Here is an 18255-nt window from a genome sequence, read left to right on the forward strand (position 1 = left end):
CCAAAGACCCTCGCCGCGAAAGCCATGACGGTTTTGCGACGAGGGTCTCTTCTTATGCACCGATTACGAATTTGTCCGGGCAAACGCCGCGGCCAGCTGCTGATAATTCAACGCAGCCGTCGTGGGCACGACAACGTCTGCTTGGGCCAGCACTTGCGGATCCCCGATCCCGACGGCGAACTGGCCGGCCGCTTTGATCGCCGCGACCCCGGCAGACGCGTCTTCAAAGCTCATCACGGCGGTATTAGGCAGGTCGATGGTGGCGGCGGCCTTTACGAAGATCTCAGGGTCAGGCTTGCCGCGGTGAAGCGTAGCCGGATCGACGATGCCGTCAAAATACCGGCGCAGATCCAGTTGCGCCAGGATCGTCGGCGCATTACGCGAAGCGCTGGCGATCGCCAAACGCAACCCTGCCTGCTTGGCGGCATCGAGCAACGTCGTGATGCCAGGCAAAATATCCGCCGGCGTCATCGCCTGGATCAATTGCTGATACGCGGTGTTTTTTGACTCGGCCAAGGCGGCTTTTTCAGCTTCCGTGTAGCGTGTTTCTTGATGGCCATAGCGCAAGATCAACGCCAGTGAATCTGCGCGCGAACGCCCGCGCAAGGCATCGTTAGCCTCTGGCGGAAGCGTGATCTGCAGGCGGGTCGCCAGCTCTCGCCACGCCTGCAAGTGATATGCCGCTGAATCCGTCAGCACCCCGTCTAAATCAAAAATCATTCCTTTTAACATCGCGCACCTCTTCTGGTTTTTCTCAAGCGTAACCGCTCACAAGAGGCCGCGCAAGCCACACGAGGCTGTTAGCGGTAACAAGATCACCGCATGGTCCGGCGCAAAACCAGTTCCGGGGTCACCAACAACTCACCTTGCGGGGCACCGTCTTGTTGGATCTTGTTGAGCAACATCTGCGCAACCAGCTGGCCGAGATGGGCGACCGGCGACTTGACCGTCGAGAGTTGCGGATTGGAGACTTGATCCAAAAACACACCGTCGAAACCGACCACGCCATAGTCTTCCGGAATCATCCCGCCACAACGCCCGATCGCCCGCACCACGCCTAACGCCAGGCGATCTGAGGCACAGATAAACGTCGTGTTGGTTGGAAAATCATCCCAATGATCCGTCACAAACTGTTCTGAGATGTGACTATGATTGCGCAACCGGTGTACCTGAGGGATCTGGCCGGCACTTTGTAAGGTGTTGATATAACCGGCTTCGCGTGAGAATTCGAACGGTTCCTTCACGTCGATGCCAATAAAGACGATGTTGGTGAAGCCTTGATCGATCGCCGCTTGCGTCGCCATCTCAGTACCCAGTTTATTGTTCACGTCGACAAAATCACAACCATTGCTGTTTTCACCAAATAACACCACCGGCTTGGCGAGCGTCTCGATCCACGCGTAGTCGCTGCCGCGCATCCCGGTGATGATATACCCATCAGCATCGTCGCGCTTGAACTCCCTGTTCGTGATCAACTGCATCGCGTATTGTTGCGTGTCCAAGCCCTTAGCGATGCCAAACAACAGCGTCATGTAATACGGTTCTGTCGTGTCGATGTCTTCGAGGATCAAGAACTTGACGACCTGGGTGCGGTTATTGGCCAGCGCCTTGGCCGCCACATTGGGATGGTAATCAAGCGCCGCCATAGCGGCATAAACCAATTCCTGTAACGCCTTGGTGACCTGCTCTGGATGGTTGATCACCCGTGATACCGTCATTTTAGAAACATTCGCCTTTTTTGCCACGTCTGCAAGCGTAACCATTGCCATCCCTCCAGTACTCTAATGGCACTATACCACCACTTGCCGCTATGATACAAAAAAATGCAGCGGCACCCGCTTGCCTCATTAGAGAAGCCGCGACCAAACACCCGCCAACCGCTTTCATTTTCAAAGGATATCTGCTAAGCTACAAGTATATTAATGAATTGACACTAGGGGCGCCGCCATTAGCGGCCGAGATACGCATGTGCTGCGTGGTCCCTTCGAACCTGTAAGTTAGTACTTGCGTAGGGAAGTGTCGCCAAAATCATTGGCGCCGCGACTCTTCGCGGCGTCTTTTTTGCGATCAGGAGGAAAATAACATGGATTTAGAATTACTCGCGCAACTGCAAACCAAGCATCCACTCGTCGTCAACTACGCCAACTTCGTTACCCCGGGGTTTGTCGCCAACGGCCTCAACGCCTTGGGGGCTAGCCCCATCATGACGCTGGCCAAAGATGAAGCCGAAGACTTGATGGCCCCGGCCAACGCCTTGGTCATCAACCTCGGAACCGTCAACGAAGGCGACATGCCATTGATCTTGGCGCTTGCCAAAGCCGCCACAGATAAGAACAAACCGATCGTTTTGGATCCGGTGGCCGTCGGTGCCACCGGCTACCGTGCCCGCGCCGCCAAGCTGTTGCTGAACGACTATCCGATCAGTGTCATCCGTGGCAACGCCGGTGAGATCGCCTTTTTGGCCGGCGTCGAAGCCGAAGCCAAGGGCATCGACGCGCTGTCTGCGACGGCAGCGCCGGCAGACCTGGCCCAGCGGTGCGCGCAACGCTATGACTGCACCGTGGTGGTCAGCGGCAAGATCGACGCCATCGCTTCCGGCAACGACCTGGCGTCTGTCTTCAACCAAACCGCACTGCTGCCCGCTGTGGTCGGATCAGGCGACCTGCTGTCGAGTATCATCGGCGCCTATGCTGGCCTGACCACAGATACCTTCGAAGCGGCCTTGATGGGCGCGACGACCTTGGGTGTTGCCGGCGAGTTGGCCGCAGAGCCGCTGGAAGCGACACAGGCCGGGACCTTTGCTGCCAACTTGATGGATGTGCTCGCCAAGCTTGATGTCGAGACCCTCACCACCGCGGCTCGCTACGAAGAAGCCAAGCGCGCATAGGAGGGTAGCCATGTCTTTAACTCAGTTTCCTCAGGCGTTATCGATCGCCGGTTCTGATTCTGGCGGCGGTGCCGGCATGCAGGCAGATCTGAAAACAATCCAATCGCGACATGTTTTTGCCACGACCGTTCTCGTCGCCATCACCGCGCAAAACACACTCGGCGTTCAGGATTCGCTGGCCTTGCCGCCGGCGATGATCGATGCCCAGTTTGCGTCACTGGCGGCAGATCTGGCTATACGCGCATGCAAAACCGGCATGCTCGCAGACATCCCCACCGTGCGTGCCGTCGTGGCCAACCTCAAACGTTATGACTTCGGGCCCTTGACCGTCGACCCGGTGATGATTGCCAAAGGTGGCGCCTCGCTTTTGACCGAAGACGCCATCGCCGTCGTTCGCTCGGAGCTGTTTCCGCTGGCGACCTTGGTGACCCCTAACCTGCCAGAAGCCGAGAAGCTCACCGACACGGCCATCACCGACCGCCAGTCGATGAAAAAAGCCGCCCACACGTTGTTGACCTTCGGGGCCAAAAACGTGATCGTCAAAGGCGGCCATCTCAGCGACGACGATTCTGCCAGCGATTACGTTTTGTTGGCAGATGGCAGCGACTTTTGGATGCCGGCTACCCGCATCGACACGGTACGCACCCATGGCACCGGCGACACCTTATCGGCCTGCATCACCGCGGAGTTGGCCAAAGGGCGCCCGTTAGCCAGCGCGATCCGCACCGGTAAGACGTATGTCGAAGCCGCTATTCGTGACGGCATTGTTGTCGGTCACGGCCACGGACCGCTGAACCACTGGGCTTATCCGGAGGACGCTTATGAAGACTAGTACCCGCGACAACGCCTTCTTGTGGTTTGGTGCGGCGATCAGTCTCGCGGAGATCCTTTCCGGGACGCTGTTTGCACCGCTGGGCATCGCCCGCGGTCTGGCCGCGATCATCCTCGGCCACTTGATTGGCGGTTTGTTGATGTATGGCTGCGGGCGGATCGGCGCCGCCAGCGGATTGCCGGCGATGGCGACCACCGCCAGCGCCTTTGGCACCCACGGGTCGCAATGGTTTGCCGCCTTGAACACCCTGCAGTTGCTCGGCTGGACCGCCGTCATGATTTTTGCCGGCGCCCAGGCCGCGCAAGTGTTTTGGCCGATCAGCCTAGGCTTTTGGGCAGTCGTGATCGGCATCATCATCGCCTTGTGGTTGCTGATCGGGTTGCAAGACCTCGGCCGCTGGAACACGATTGCAGCCATCGCGCTGTGTCTTGCCGTGGTTTACTTAAGCGTGCGCTACCTCACCCACGGCAGCATCCCCGCGCCGACCGGCCACCTGAGCTTCGGGGCGGCTTTGGAACTGGCCATCGCGATGCCGCTGTCTTGGTTGCCACTGATCGCCGATTACACCAGCCAGGCCGCCAAACCGTTGCGCGCCAACACGGTCAGCGTCTGGGTCTACAACTTGACCAGCTCTTGGATGTTTGCCATTGGGTTGTTTGGGACGCTGATCACCGGCCAAACCGCGATCGCCGGGCTGATGCGTGGCTTCGGTCTTGGGATCGTGGCGCTGGTTGTGATTATTTTGTCCACGATCACCACGACGTTTTTGGATGTGTACTCCGCCGGCGTCAGCGCGGCATTGCTCACCAAGTTGCCCGCCAAATGGTTGGCGCTGCTGGTGACGGCACTGGGCACAGCCGTGGCGGTGTTTGTGCCGCAGTCGGCCTATGCGAATTTTCTTTATTGGATCTCGGCGGTGTTCGTCCCGCTAGCCGTGATTCAAATCATCTGCGCGGCCTTGCACCAACGCGCCACCGCCGGTTTTGACTGGCCTAACCTCGCGCTGTGGGCGCTTGGCGTCGCGTTGTACCGCTTGTTTTTGGCCCATGTCACCGTGCTGGGAAGCACGATCCCGACCATCGTGTTGGTCGCAGGGCTGACTTTGATCGTCAATTGGAGGCGAAGAAATCTTGTTAAAAGAAGCGCTTAAGTTATATGCCGTCACCGATCGTCACTGGCTTAACGGGCGCACGCTTGAGGCCTGCGTCCAACAAGCCCTCGCTGGCGGCGTGACGATGTTACAGTTGCGTGAAAAAAACCTGACTACCGAGGCTTTTATTCAAGAAGCCCGGCGGATCAAGCCATTGTGTCAGGCCGCCCACGTGCCGTTCATCATCGATGACAACGTCGAAGTCGCCTTGGCCGTCGACGCTGACGGCGTCCATGTCGGCCAAGACGATCGCGATGCTGCTTCCGTCCGCCGGCTGATCGGACCCGACAAGATCCTTGGCGTCTCTGCACAAACCGTCCCGGAAGCCGTCCAGGCCCAAGCCGCCGGGGCCGATTATCTGGGCGTCGGCGCCGTGTTTGCCACCGCGACCAAGCCAGACGCCGTCGACGTTCCGCTGGCGACGCTACAGGCAATCACCGCCGCGGTCACGATCCCGACAGTGGCGATCGGCGGCATCCATCCTGGAAACCTCATGCAACTGCGCGACACCGGCATCGCCGGCGTCGCCTTGGTGTCTGAAATCTTCGCCGCCACAGATATTCAAGCCAACGCGAAAACCCTTAACCGGCAGGTCACCGCGATGCTGGCGTGAGCACGCAAAAAGGACCAAGACAAAATTAAAGTTGACGAAATAACCACGATGATTACAGATATGTACGCGCCATAAAGCACCGCATTTACGTAGAAGGGCCATGCCAAGCAAAATCGCAAAGTTTGCGATTTACTCGGCATGACCCTTCTACGCTATGCTAAAACCGCTTTATGTCGCAGCCACTTTTTTTACGGTCTAATCCACCATGAGATCGACAAAGGTCGCCCGGTCGAGGTGGCTGAAATATTGGCCTACATCGATATCTGCCACCGCGTCTTCAATGGCGTCGCGTCGGTAGTTTCGGCCCAGCAGCCGCATTGCCAGCTCGGCAGAATCGCGCTCGCCAAAATAATCACCGTAAAAATGGACGCCGGTGATCTTACCTTGAACCACTTGGATCCGCGCGTCAACGATGCCCACCGCCGGATACCGGCGGCGCCGTTGGATCGTATACGGCGGCGTCTGGCCGAAGATCCATTGGTCGTTGCCGTAAGTTTCAGCCACGAGCTTAGCGATCGCGGCGTTGTCTGCGGCGCTCAGGTGTAGCTGCTTATCCGCAATCGCCGCCAGGTCAACCACCCCAAACAACCGCCGCACCAATTCATCGCGAAAAGCCGGCGTCGTCAGGTGCTGATACTGCGGCGCCAGATATGGCCGCAGGTTGGTCACATGGCTGCGCACCGATCGGGTTCCTTTGGATTCGATCTTATCTTTGGCAACATGTAGCGCCTGCGGCAACACGTTAAGATCCACATCAAGCATCAACGTCCCGTGTGAAAACAGCTTGCCGCGCTTTTTGTACATCGCGTTGCCGGAAAATTTCTTGCCATCGATCATCAAATCGTTGCGCCCACTGACCGTCGCCCCAGTCGCGCCCATCGCGTGTAAGGCGTCTAGGATCGGTGCGGTAAACGCCTTAAAGTTGCCAAAGTCTTGTTGCGTCGCCGGGGTCACGAAGCTAAAGCTGACGTTACCCAGATCATCATACACGGCGCCGCCGCCAGACAGCCGTCTGGTCAGCGTGATCTGATGCTGGCGCACGTATGGCACATCGATTTCTTCTAGCGGATTCTGATTGCGGCCGATAATGATGCAAGGCTTTTGAATATAAAACAAAACCAGTGGCTCGTCGAAATCTTGTTGCAACAGATACTGCTCAGTCGCCAGGTTGACTCTGATATCATTAGAAGGCATGTTGTAGTAGCGCATCGCCATCATCTCCTCATTCACAGATCCATTATGTGAGAGCTTACAATCAATGTCAATCACGCCACGCCTCACCACAAGTAAATTGGCAGCTCACAACAATGCTGATTTTCTGTAAATCGGATCTGTGCTAAGCTAGAATGGAACTCGCGCTTCTTGAGGGGAGGAAAGCCGGCCATGTACCCTGCACTGCGCCACTGGTTGATCATACGGTGTGAAAGTCCTTTTCGCAAGACGACAGCTGTCTGCTGTCTCGTCAACAGAAAGGACTAACTTTTGCAATCGACCTTATCTAAATCAAAAGTACTTCTGATGGCTATCGCTGCGGCGGTGGTCGTCGCCAACCTCAATTATATCCAGCCGCTGGAGCCGCTGATCGCGACCACGTTTGCCGTTTCCAAGGCCACCGTTGGCGCCGTGGCGATGCTCACCCAGCTGGGCTACGCGCTCGGGCTGCTTTTTCTCGTGCCGCTTGGCGACAAATTCGACCGCAATCACCTCATTCAAGTGATGGTCGTCTTGGCGGTGTTTGCCTTGATTGCCGCTTATCTGGCCCCTAACGTCTGGGTCTTCGGGGTGGCGTCGCTGCTGATCGGGATCACGTCGGTGGCGCCGCAGATGATCATCCCCTTCACCGCGGCGTTGACCCGCGGGATCCGCACCGGTGCCGTGTTGGGCAACGTCTTAAGCGGTCTGCTGACCGGGATCCTGTTGTCCCGGGCCATCGCCGGACTGATTGCTGGCGTGATGGCCTGGCAAAACGTCTACCTGTTTGCCGCCATCGCCTTGGTGATCTTGCTGATCGTGTTGCACCACGCTTTACCCCAAGACTTCCGCGGCCATGTCGACCGTTCTTACCTCGCGGTGTTGGCCAGCCTGCCACATCTGCTGGCCAGCCAAAAGCATCTGCAAGGCGCCGCGATCAACGGCTTCGCCTTGTTCGGCGCTTCCAACGTCTTATGGGCGACACTTGCCTTTTACCTGGCCGCGCAGTTTCATCTTGGTAGCACCGCCGCCGGGGCGATGGGGCTGCTTGGCATCACCGGGATCTTGTTTGCTTCCGTCATCGGCCGACTGGTCGACCGGTATTCACCGCGGCTGACGATTGGCATGGGCATCGGGTTTTCCACCCTGGCCTTCTTGGTGTTTTGGTTCTTCGGGCACGCGTTGGTTGGCCTGATCGTCGGGATCGTGGTGTTGGATCTGGGCACCCAGTTCGGGCAAGTCTCCAACCAAGCCATCGTTCAATCCCTCGGCCGCGACACGAACAGTCGCAATAACTCGGTGTTCATGTTCAGCTACTTCCTCGGCGGCTCGCTGGGCACGCTCAGCGCCACTTGGGCCTGGAGCCGCTGGGGCTGGTCCGGCGTTTGCGCCGTGGCAGTCGTTTTCTTGGCGATCGCGATCATTGGCCATCTCGCTTGGCCGGAACCCAAGACCTTGACGGCTGACTAAACCAAAACAGGCGGAGAGAATCGCTATCTATCGATAACGTTCTCTCCGCCTGTTGTTGTCTTACAGTGCTAACCGCAAGACCGTTCGCTTCTGCCAATCCCCTGACGCCAACGCGACGCGGCGTTGGCTGACCACGTCAAACCCCTGGTTTTCCCAGAAAGCCAAGCGTTTGGGATCAGCGTTCACCACGACCACTTGTAGCCAGCGCCAAGATCGGCCGCCAAACACTTTGCGCAGGTGGGCGACCACCGCTTCACCGTAGCCGTGATGGCGCGCCGTGCGCGTGACGAGCAACAGCTGTAAGGTGATGGTATTGGTATCAGGGTCGTTGCACACCACATCGACCACGCCGATCGGCTTGCCGCCCACGACGATCAGCTCATAATGCTTGTCTTGCATGCTGTCGTTTTCGGGCATACGGTGGCGATCTGTTTGGACGGTACCGCTCGTCGGCAACGGCTGGTTGGTTTCGCGGAAGTAATCTAGCGCCCCGCGGTAGATCTTCAACGCGGCGTTACGCCGTGGCATTGATGATACAGGTTCATAAGTTAACTGCATTCGATTTCCCTCACTTATCTGTTCAGTTCATCTCTGAGTCAACTTAGCTATACCTTAATTTTGAAAACAGTTCAAGGGAATCAACCAAATCTTCTGCAAGAATAATAGGAATTCTTAGTATTTAGCCATGGCTAAGTTCTATAAGTCCGCCACGACTAAATACGTCATATCCAACGGTCCGTGGACCCCGACCACCAGCACCATCTCGATATCGCCGGAATTCGACGGGCCGGTGATGAAGTTGATGTTTGACGTGGTCAGATTGCCACTCTTGAGCTGGGTATCGTACCAATTCATCGCCTGGCGGCTACGCGCCACGATCCGGCTTTGGGGGATGATACTGAGGTAATGGGTCGGCAGAAAATGAAACGCCCGCCCTTGCCCCGGTTGTGTCGCCACCGTGATCGTGCCGGATTCCGCGAGCAAAAAGTCCGCCATGCCAATCGCCGCGTCTGCCGCCTGGGCGGTAGCCAAGTTGACCTCACGGCTGGCCCCAACCTGCCAATAGGTTGGCGAAGGCGTCAAGGCTGCCTGCCAGTCGGCCAGCGGTAAGGCGTCGAAAGCTTCAGTCTGCGGCAAGATCACCGATTGCGCCTGCTTGGCCTGCAAAAACGCCGTCAGCTTTGCCGGCAAGCCGGCAAGCGTCGTCTGGTCGAAGGTGACATGAACGGCTTCGCTGTTGGTCTTGGCCAAAGCCAGCAATTCTTCCGGGGTCTTGTCCGCCAAGGTTGTTTCCGGCAGGTCATTGATCGGCTCGAACGGATGTGCTTCCAGCTGGTGACGCGGCCGGCCGGATTTTTCCGCGATCGCGTTCAAAAAAGCTTCGCGATTATCAGTCATGGCTGGCACCTCCCTGTTTTTCAGCGGCGTGGCGTTTGAACCAGCTACGGAAATTCTCACCGTGCTTCGGTGGTCGCGGCAAATCCCGCACGTCGGTCCACCCTGCCGCCATCGACGGCGCGTGTTTGATGAAGCCTTGGTAGTTGAACATGTTCTCAACGCTAGTCGGCGTCTTTTTGGCCAAGACGCCCATCCCCGCGTGATCCATCGCCAAGGCGCCGCGGAACATGATCGGATGCGCGGTCGCTTCCCCGATGCCTTTCATGATGACATTGTTCAGGCTGTGGTCTAGGTGCCGCTCGTTCATCATCACTTCCCGGTGTTTGATCAACAACTCGTGCAGCGGGATCTTCACGGGACAGGTCTCGGTGCAGGCCCCGCAAAGGCTGGAAGCAAACGGCAGGTCGCCAAATTGCTGATAGCCGCCCAGGACCGGCGACAACACCGCGCCGATCGGTCCCGGATAGATCGACCCGTAACCATGCCCGCCAATGTGGCGGTATACCGGGCAGACGTTCAAGCAGGCCCCGCAACGGATGCACTGCAGTACCTGTTCAAACGGCGAGCCCAAGGCATTGCTGCGGCCGTTGTCGACGATCACGACGTGGAATTGTTCGGGACCGTCGCTTTCACCTGTGATCTGCGGGCCCGAGAAAGAACAATAACTCGTCAGCTTCTGGCCGACCGCAGAACGCGCGAGCATGTTGTCCAACACCTCGGCTTCTTTGAGGCTTGGCACCAAGCGTTCCATGCCCATCACCACGACTTGGATCTTAGGCACCGCCATGGTCAAATCCGCGTTGCCTTCGTTGGTGACCAGGTTGATCAAGCCGCTGTCTGCCACCGCGAAGTTGCAGCCGGTGATGCCCATGTCGGCGTGCAAAAACGTCTCACGCAGATAGCTCCGGGCAAAGCGCGCCATGTGTTGGGGATCATTGTCGCCGTCATAGCCGAGCTTTTGAAAAATCTTCTGGATCTGATCGCGGTTTTTGTGCAGCGTCGGAAACACGATATGCGTCGGTTCGTCCCAATCGTCTTCTTCCAAGATGAATTCCGCCAGGTCGGTTTCCATCAGGTGCATGCCGTCGATTTCAAGCAGGGTCTTGTCCAGATCGATTTCGGTGGTGACCATCGACTTGGACTTCACGACATGATGGACGTCGTTATCGATCGCCAACTGCTTGACGTAAGCCGCGGCTTCTTCATCGGTGCGGGCAAAATGCACCGTCCCGCCACGTTTTTCCACGTTGTCAGCGAATTCTTCGAGGTAATCGGGTAAGTATTTGATCACGTGTTGGCGAATCTGCTCGCCTAGCTTTCGCCATTCTTCCCAATGGCCGAGCTCGTTGCGCGCGGCGGTCCGCTTGTCCCACTGGGCGTCTTGGGCCTTGGCGACGCTTTGCTGCATGAATGTGTCTTGTTCAGATTCCTTCAGGCGCGTCAAAAATGGGGCGTCGGTTGTCTTCAGCGTCATGCGCCCACCTCCTTTTGCACAGGACTTTGGGTGAAGCCTTGGTTATAGCCGTTGGCATACAACTCAGCGCGCTGATCCTCAGGTACATAAGCGATCCGCGCAGGGTCGACGTTGTGGTTGAGCACCTCGGCGATGTGCATGATCTTGATCTTTTCGCCACGCCGGTTGAAGCGCCCGGCGATGTTCATCAAACACGCCGGATCAGCGGAGATCAAGACGCTGGCGTTGGTCGAGAGCACGTCGTTGACTTTTTCATCGACCATCTGCTTGGAGATCTCAGGTTCCTTAACGGAAAACAGCCCCCCGAAGCCGCAGCAGTTTTCCAGATGCGGCAACGGCACCAGATCCAGCCCCGCAACATGATCCAACAACACAAACGGGCTGGTGCGCTCGCCTAACAGGCGGGTCATGTGGCACGACCGGTGATATGTCGCCGTCTCCTCCAGCTTGGCCCCTGCGTCTAACACCCCTAACACACGGTACAAAAAGGCGGAAAACTCCCAGGTCTTGCCGGCCAGCGTCTCAGCCTTGGCCTTGTATTCAGGATCGTCTTTGAGCAGCGTCGAATATTCCCGTAGCATGTTCACGCACGAGCCGGCCGGGCCGACGATATAATCGGCATCGACGCTGAGCAAGGCGTCGACCTCGTTGCGTAGCACCTTGTGTGTCTCTTTGATGTACCCACTATTGTATGTCGGCTGGCCGCAACAGATCTGTTTGACCGGCATTGCGGTTTCGCAGCCGAAACGCTCTAATACCTCAACCATCGCTTGACCCACGTTGGGAAAGAACAGGTCAACGATACAAGTCGAGAAGATCACGACTTTCATCTCACTACCTCCTTTGCTGAGACCATTTTAGAATGATTCCATTGTCATCATAGCACCGGCCATCATTGGATAACGCTTTAAATCTGTAAAAAAACTATTCAATAATTGGTTTTCAAGCATAATGCATTGTATCAATCACAGAAATTGCCAAAAAAACGCACAAAAAGTGCCTGGCATGGCATGCGTTTTAGTGCGGCTTATTGACCTGAAGATTTATGCTTTAAAAAACCGTGTCGACGATGAACAACTGGATATCATGCTTGCCATTACAGCCGTTAATACCAGGTAGTCTTCAATTCAAAATAGAATGAAAGCTTTCTCCACACTGGTTTACAGCTATTGGCCGATTGATCGATGCAGTCGGTACAGAAAAATCGGACAAGCCCTACAATCAGCTTTTTATGGCGCACAAAACCCAGACTTCCAGCACGATCAAATGGCCATGCCAATCTTGTGATTTCACAATCGCCCAATACACTGCCTAAGATAGCGACTACCGCAATATAATACACGGAAAAAGTAAGAAAAGGGGGCTACACTCTCAGTATTGGCGGAATCCAATACCGAGAGCGTAGCCCCCCTTTTTCACGTCACATTAAAAGGACATCGACAAGACCACCTGACTGTGCTTTAAGCGCTGAAGCCAAAAGCCAGCAAGGTAATCTATCGATGCCCCGAGTGCATGCCGGATGCCCTTAAAGCTACAAGCACGTGCAGACCGGCACTAGCAACAACTCACCACGTCACACTTTCAAGTAGCAAATCGTCTTGAATCTTTTTGACATCAAACCCAGCTAATTCGACATCTTGCTTTCCTAACCACAGCTTGTGCTGTGAAATCAGCTTTTCAGCAAAGTTGCGTGCCCAGCGGCCATTGCTGCGTTCATTCTCCGGTAATTTCTTGTAGAGACTGGCAACAACACTCTTAAGTAGGACAACATTGACGGTCCAATTTTTCGTAACGATGTTCGTCACGATTTGGGCAACCTCTTCTGGGGTGTAATTTTCAAACTCGAGTTTCAACGGCACTCGAGAACGCAATCCCTCATTAGCGGCCAAGAATTTATCCATATCATCAGTGTAACCCGCAAAAATAGCGACAAACTGATCACGATCATTCTCTAAAGCCGTGATGAAGGTCTCAACAGCTTCTTTACCAAAGTCCTTACTATCACCGGCCTTAGTCAACTGGTAAGCTTCATCGACGAAAAGAACGCCGCCCATCGCATTGCGCAGAACCTTACTGGTCTTTGCTTCCGTCTCGCCAATATACTGGCCGACTAAATCTGGTCGCGAAACTTCCATGACCCGATCAGTTGGCAAAATTCCAAGGTTATAAAATAACTTGCTGATGATGCGCGCGACAGTTGTCTTGCCGGTCCCAGGCGCACCGGAGAACACCATATGATAGGTCGGCTTGTTGCTGTCTGGCAACTTTTCCTTGAGCTTCTTCTCTACGCGAACTTTGGCAACCAAGTCAGTGACGAAGGTCTTCACACTATTAAGCCCAATCATGCCATTCAACTCGGCCAGCAAGTCATCAACCGCCTGATCCTTATCATCTTGATTGGCCTCATTGGCAGTCAATTCGCTATCTTGAATCCGTTTAACATCCAGATCAGGATCTTCTTCCAAGTGATCTACCAGCCACAATTTATGTTGGCTGATTAACGTGTCGGCAAAGTTGCGCGCCCACCGGCCGTTGCTGCGCTCACTCTTCGGCAGTGCTTTGTACTGGTCAACGACTACCGATTGGAGCAACTGTTCATTGACTGTCCACGACTTGGTCACGATCTTGGTCACGATCTCAGCGACTTCTTCTGGTGTATAATCCTCAAATTCAAGCGTCAACGGAATCCGTGAGCGCAAGCCTTCGTTGGCAGCCAGGAAATCCTTCATATCATCAGTGTAACCTGCAAAAATAGTAACAAACTGGTCACGATCATTCTCCAATGCTGTGATGAAGGTTTCGACAGCTTCTTTGCCAAAGTCATTACTACCGCCAGATTGGGTCAACTGGTAAGCTTCATCGACGAAAAGAACGCCGCCCATCGCATTGCGCAGAACCTTACTGGTCTTTGCTTCCGTCTCGCCAATATACTGGCCGACTAAATCTGGTCGCGAAACTTCCATGACCCGATCAGTTGGCAAAATTCCAAGGTTATAAAATAACTTGCTGATGATGCGCGCGACAGTTGTCTTGCCAGTCCCAGGCGCACCGGAGAACACCATATGATAGGTCGGCTTGTTGCTGTCTGGCAACTTTTCCTTGAGCTTCTTCTCTACGCGAACTTTGGCAACCAAGTCAGTGACGAAGGTCTTCACACTATTAAGCCCAATCATGCCATTCAACTCGGCTAACAGGTCATCAACCGCCTGATCCTTATCATCTTGATTGGCCTCATTGGCAGTCAATTCGCTATCTTGAATCCGTTTAACATCCAGATCAGGGTCTTCTTCCAAGTGATCTGCCAGCCACAATTTATGTTGGCTGATTAACGTGTCGGCAAAGTTGCGCGCCCACCGGCCGTTGCTGCGCTCACTCTTCGGCAGTGCTTTGTACTGGTCAACGACTACCGATTGGAGCAACTGTTCGTTGACTGTCCACGACTTGGTCACGATCTTGGTCACGATCTCAGCGACTTCTTCTGGTGTATAATCTTCAAATTCAAGCGTCAGCGGAATCCGCGAGCGCAAGCCTTCGTTGGCAACCAGAAAATCCTTCATATCATCAGTGTAACCAGCAAAAATCGCCACGAACTTATCGCGATTATTTTCCAGTTCAGTGACAAAAGTTTCAACAGCTTCTTTACCAAAGTCGTTACTACTACCGGCCTTAGTCAGCTGATAAGCTTCATCAACAAAAAGAACGCCGCCCATCGCATTGCGGATGACCGTTGCTGTTTTCTCTTCAGTCTCGCCTATATAGCGGCCAACTAAATCCGGTCGCGAAACTTCGCTAACCGTATCTTTGGGCAAAATCCCCAAATTAAAGAATAGCTTGGCTATCAACCGCGCCACAGTCGTTTTCCCAGTTCCTGGCGCGCCGGTGAAAATCATATGATAGGTCGGCTTACTATTGTCCTGCAACACATCATGTAGTTTCTGCTGAAGGCGGATACGTGTCACGAGATCATTAACGAATTGTTTAACGCTCTGCAGTCCGATCATCCCGTTCAACTGCGCTAATAGGGCATCAACTTCCGAATTTTTAGCGCTCTGATCGCCACCGGTTAATTCATCAATATCCGCATTAGAAATCTTCCCCAGCTGATCACCGGTTGCATCCTCTGGTAAGTTCTTAGCGAAGATACGAATCAGCTTTTCGTTAAAGTTTCGTACCCAACGACCATTGCTGTGGTCGACGTCGCCGACAAATTCACGCTTCACCACTTTGGTGTAATAGGCTTCATCGAATTGATAATCCTGACGATGTAAGTCCCCGATCCCAATCTCTGCGATTTCATCAGGCGTATAGTCTGAAAAATTGAAAACATTAGGCGTCCGCGACGTCAACCCAGGATTCATATTCATGAAGTCTTGCATTTCCTTGGTATAACCTGCAAAGATGATCATTAAATCATTGCGATGATCTTCCATATACTTGAGGATCGTATCTACCGCTTCTTGCCCCCAATTGGTCACACCACCTTTTTGATAAAGCTCATACGCCTCATCAATAAACAGCACGCCGCCAAGCGCGGACTCCAAGACTTTCTGGGTTTTGAGTGCCGTTCCGCCAACATTGTCAGACACCAAGTCCTGACGACTAACTTCAACATAGGTATTGTCCGGCAATACACCATTTTCAAACATGACCCTACCCACAAGCCGTGCAACTGTCGTTTTCCCAGTACCGGGATTGCCAAGAAATAATGAATGTAGCGACTGCCCAGACGTCTTCATCCCTTGCTCAGCACGGCGTTGGTTAAAAGACGCGACCTTAACGAAGCTATGCACTTGCTTCTTTAACTCAGCTAACCCGATCATCTCGTCAAGCTGATCAATTGCTGATTTTTGTTCGGTTTCAGTCGGCTCATCACTTGTCGTGGGGGTAACCTCTAAATCAGGATTCTTGTCATCTTTTGCAGGTGCTTGCGGCTCAACGTTACTGGCAGTCTGGCGCAGCCTTGCGCCGGGAATGTTAGCTTCTGCATCTCCCTCCACAACAAGTTCCAGCGCATGCGCCTGATCGATATTCGTCTCTTTGATTGTGACGCGACTATCCGTAATATTGCCCGACAGCTCTCCTTCAGGCAAAACAAGGCCATCTGCCTGTACAACTGAGTTGTTGAGAATATGGAGTGTCCACCAATCCGAATACCGTTCCGAAAAATACAGCGTATCAGCAAGCACTTGACCGTTATCCTGAACTGTTAAAATAGCGCCCAATCGACTTGAACTCGAATTGATCGTTGAACCGACGCAAAATACGCCTTCCACTGTGCATTGTGAAAGGCTGACCTTTGCGCCGTCATGAGCATATAGGCCACCATCCGCCGCATTTGCATGCTTAATTTCACACGCCGAAAATTCGCCGGTTCCACCATTAAGAGCCACAGTAGGGTAATCAGCATTCGCATTATTCACAAACACGACGTTATCGGCAATAACCTGTTCTGTTGCACCAACTTTAAGGGCATTCCAATCAGAATCGTCGTTTATCAGCGTTAAGTTATTTAATTTTAATGTTCCGCCATCAGCTACAAGGTGGGCATGAATCACCGCCGCTTCAGGAGTTCCACCAGCGCCACGAAATTCCAAACTAGCGACTGTCCAATTATTTTCCGACCGATATTCTCCAGGCTCAATTAAAATTACGTCCCCTGAATTAGCGTTTTCGAGTGCTTCATCCAGGGTACACTTGCCATATCCGGTCCCCACAGTATAGATATATTCCATTTGGTCTTTATCGTCTTTTGTGGAGCTATCAGGATTTGCTTTTTTACGCTTTTGGCGTAGCGTGATGCCAGGAATATTAGTATCTGCAACCCCTTCTGTGGTGAGTTTTAGCTGATGTGTTGCATCGATATTTGTCTGACCAATCGTAGCCTGACTATCCGCAACACGTGCGGTTCGTTTTCCTTCAGGTAAAACAAGCCCATCCGCCTGCAGTGATGAACCATTACTAATGTTGAAGGTCCACCATCCTTTGTGCTCACCGGCAAAATAAAGCGTATCCGCAACCAAGTTACTCTTGCTGCCAACACCCAAAAAGAGGCGAAATTGGCTTGTCTCTGATTGAATCTGTGAACCAAAGAACCTTGGTGACTGCACGTCACATTGCGACAGGCTAATTTGGGCGCCATCTTTCGCATACAACCCGGCACCATCAACGTTTGCATGATTCATCTCACACGCCGAAAATTCACCGATTCCGCCATTAACAAACACAGTGGGATAGTCATGTTCCACATTATTTAAAAACGCGACTCGATCGGCAACAACGTGAGCAGCCTTTTTGACATCAACGGCATTACGTTTAGAAAAATCGTTAATCATCGTCAAATTTTGCAACGTCAACGTTCCTTGTTCCTTTACCGTTATGCTTGTATGAATGACGACCTCTCCAGAACTTTCACCCGTCCCACGAATTACCAGACTGGCGATACTCCAATAGCTTTCGGTGTGATAGATCCCAGGTTTAATGACGATCACGTCGCCAGCGGCAGAGCCTGCGATTGCATCTTCAAGACTTTTCTCCCCATATCCGGCACCCACTAAAATTGTGTGTATCATTGTTAGTTCTCCCTCGTTGACTTATATGTTTAGCTTTCTGGCCTGAACAATCATGTAAATCAACCCAATACCACCAATTAGGATACTGAACATATACTTAAACATGAAGATCAGGAATCTAATGACCCCATAGATGACAATCCACCAAATTGAACTGCCAATCATCCCGATGGAGAAGCCAAAGAAAAACGAACTTATCGTACTTCGCTGACCCTTACCTCGGCCAATTTCTTGAAGGATTGTCACCGTAAAAGGATAAAGCAGGAGGTTCACAATGTTTAATGCCATGCCCTGACCGCCTGTCAATCCTGTGTAAATAAGCAAGGCTAAGATCCCGTAGGCGTATTGTTTCACCCAGAAGCCCATGGGTTGCAGCGTAAAGACAGTTTTCACCCACTGACCCAACGAGGCCTGATTCTTAACTCGTGGCCCATTCGCGTCGGCACCAAACTTCGGCTTTTCAGTAGTCATCTGTGGTACCGGCTCAGTCCTCACATCAACAGTGGTCTTATCAGTTTTTGCTCCCGAATTCGGAGAGGCCTGCACGCCAAATTTTGGTGTCTCTAGATCTGGCTTAGCGACCAATGGCGGTTTTTTTGTTTCTGGTGCTTTTTTTGCATTGACTCCAAACTTTGGCTCTTCTCCCATTGTTACACTCTCCCTTATAACCC

At 53.6% G+C, this 18255-nt stretch carries 14 protein-coding genes and 1 riboswitch; of the genes, 5 read left to right on the forward strand and 9 right to left on the reverse strand.

All coding sequences use genetic code 11. From position 1 onward, the window contains the following. Window positions 1-63: 63 nt before the first annotated feature. Together pgmB and ACYVRB_RS05550 are read right to left on the reverse strand one after the other, a co-directional pair. Window positions 64-732: a beta-phosphoglucomutase gene (gene pgmB, locus ACYVRB_RS05545; protein WP_461214089.1), complete on the reverse strand. Its 669-nt coding sequence runs from the start codon at window positions 730-732 to the stop codon at window positions 64-66. Between the two features lie 83 nt (window positions 733-815). Next, window positions 816-1763, reverse strand: coding sequence for a LacI family DNA-binding transcriptional regulator (locus ACYVRB_RS05550; protein WP_461214091.1), 948 nt, complete (start codon window positions 1761-1763; stop codon window positions 816-818). Window positions 1764-1925: 162 nt separating this feature from the next. Then, window positions 1926-2032: riboswitch (TPP riboswitch) on the forward strand. A gap of 51 nt (window positions 2033-2083) precedes the next feature. Here ACYVRB_RS05550 and thiM point away from each other — a divergent pair. From thiM to thiE, 4 genes are read left to right on the forward strand one after another with little or no spacing between them, the layout of a single operon-like run. Next, window positions 2084-2887 (forward strand): hydroxyethylthiazole kinase, encoded by an 804-nt coding sequence (thiM, locus tag ACYVRB_RS05555; protein ID WP_461214092.1) that lies wholly within the window; start codon window positions 2084-2086, stop codon window positions 2885-2887. A gap of 10 nt (window positions 2888-2897) precedes the next feature. Beyond that, window positions 2898-3719, forward strand: coding sequence for a bifunctional hydroxymethylpyrimidine kinase/phosphomethylpyrimidine kinase (gene thiD, locus ACYVRB_RS05560; RefSeq protein ID WP_461214093.1), 822 nt, complete (start codon window positions 2898-2900; stop codon window positions 3717-3719). After that, window positions 3709-4869 carry a putative hydroxymethylpyrimidine transporter CytX gene (gene cytX, locus ACYVRB_RS05565; protein ID WP_461214095.1) on the forward strand — a complete coding sequence of 387 codons (1161 nt, stop codon included), beginning with the start codon at window positions 3709-3711 and terminating at the stop codon, window positions 4867-4869. Before thiD ends, cytX begins: the two co-directional genes overlap by 11 nt. Further along, entirely contained in the window at window positions 4850-5482 is a 633-nt protein-coding gene (gene thiE, locus ACYVRB_RS05570; RefSeq protein ID WP_461214096.1) for a thiamine phosphate synthase, read from the forward strand. The genes cytX and thiE overlap by 20 nt, the downstream gene beginning before the upstream one ends. Window positions 5483-5677: 195 nt before the next feature. Here the strand turns inward: thiE and ACYVRB_RS05575 are convergent, their stop codons facing one another. Then, entirely contained in the window at window positions 5678-6691 is a 1014-nt protein-coding gene (locus tag ACYVRB_RS05575; protein WP_461214098.1) for a lipoate--protein ligase, read from the reverse strand. A 309-nt stretch (window positions 6692-7000) separates the two neighbouring features. Between ACYVRB_RS05575 and ACYVRB_RS05580 the strand changes: the two genes are divergently transcribed. Beyond that, window positions 7001-8143, forward strand: coding sequence for an MFS transporter (locus ACYVRB_RS05580; RefSeq protein ID WP_461214099.1), 1143 nt, complete (start codon window positions 7001-7003; stop codon window positions 8141-8143). A 60-nt stretch (window positions 8144-8203) separates the two neighbouring features. Here ACYVRB_RS05580 and ACYVRB_RS05585 read toward each other — a convergent pair whose 3' ends face one another. The 6 genes from ACYVRB_RS05585 to ACYVRB_RS05610 all read right to left on the reverse strand — a co-directional run bounded on the left by ACYVRB_RS05585 (window position 8204) and on the right by ACYVRB_RS05610 (window position 18232). Continuing rightward, entirely contained in the window at window positions 8204-8701 is a 498-nt protein-coding gene (locus ACYVRB_RS05585) for a GNAT family N-acetyltransferase (protein WP_461214100.1), read from the reverse strand. Between the two features lie 138 nt (window positions 8702-8839). Continuing rightward, window positions 8840-9541 (reverse strand): LutC/YkgG family protein, encoded by a 702-nt coding sequence (locus ACYVRB_RS05590; protein WP_461214101.1) that lies wholly within the window; start codon window positions 9539-9541, stop codon window positions 8840-8842. After that, window positions 9534-11015, reverse strand: a complete 1482-nt coding sequence (locus tag ACYVRB_RS05595) for a LutB/LldF family L-lactate oxidation iron-sulfur protein (protein ID WP_461214102.1) — start codon at window positions 11013-11015, stop codon at window positions 9534-9536. The genes ACYVRB_RS05590 and ACYVRB_RS05595 overlap by 8 nt, the downstream gene beginning before the upstream one ends. Then, window positions 11012-11845, reverse strand: a complete 834-nt coding sequence (locus ACYVRB_RS05600) for a (Fe-S)-binding protein (protein WP_461214104.1) — start codon at window positions 11843-11845, stop codon at window positions 11012-11014. The genes ACYVRB_RS05595 and ACYVRB_RS05600 overlap by 4 nt, the downstream gene beginning before the upstream one ends. Window positions 11846-12580: 735 nt before the next feature. After that, window positions 12581-17584 carry an AAA family ATPase gene (locus ACYVRB_RS05605; RefSeq protein ID WP_461214105.1) on the reverse strand — a complete coding sequence of 1668 codons (5004 nt, stop codon included), beginning with the start codon at window positions 17582-17584 and terminating at the stop codon, window positions 12581-12583. 21 nt (window positions 17585-17605) lie between these two features. Next, a complete protein-coding gene (locus ACYVRB_RS05610) occupies window positions 17606-18232 on the reverse strand; it encodes a hypothetical protein (protein ID WP_461214106.1) in 627 nt (208 codons plus the stop codon). Window positions 18233-18255 lie beyond the last annotated feature (23 nt).

It is taken from the genome of Lacticaseibacillus boliensis (assembly GCF_054784775.1).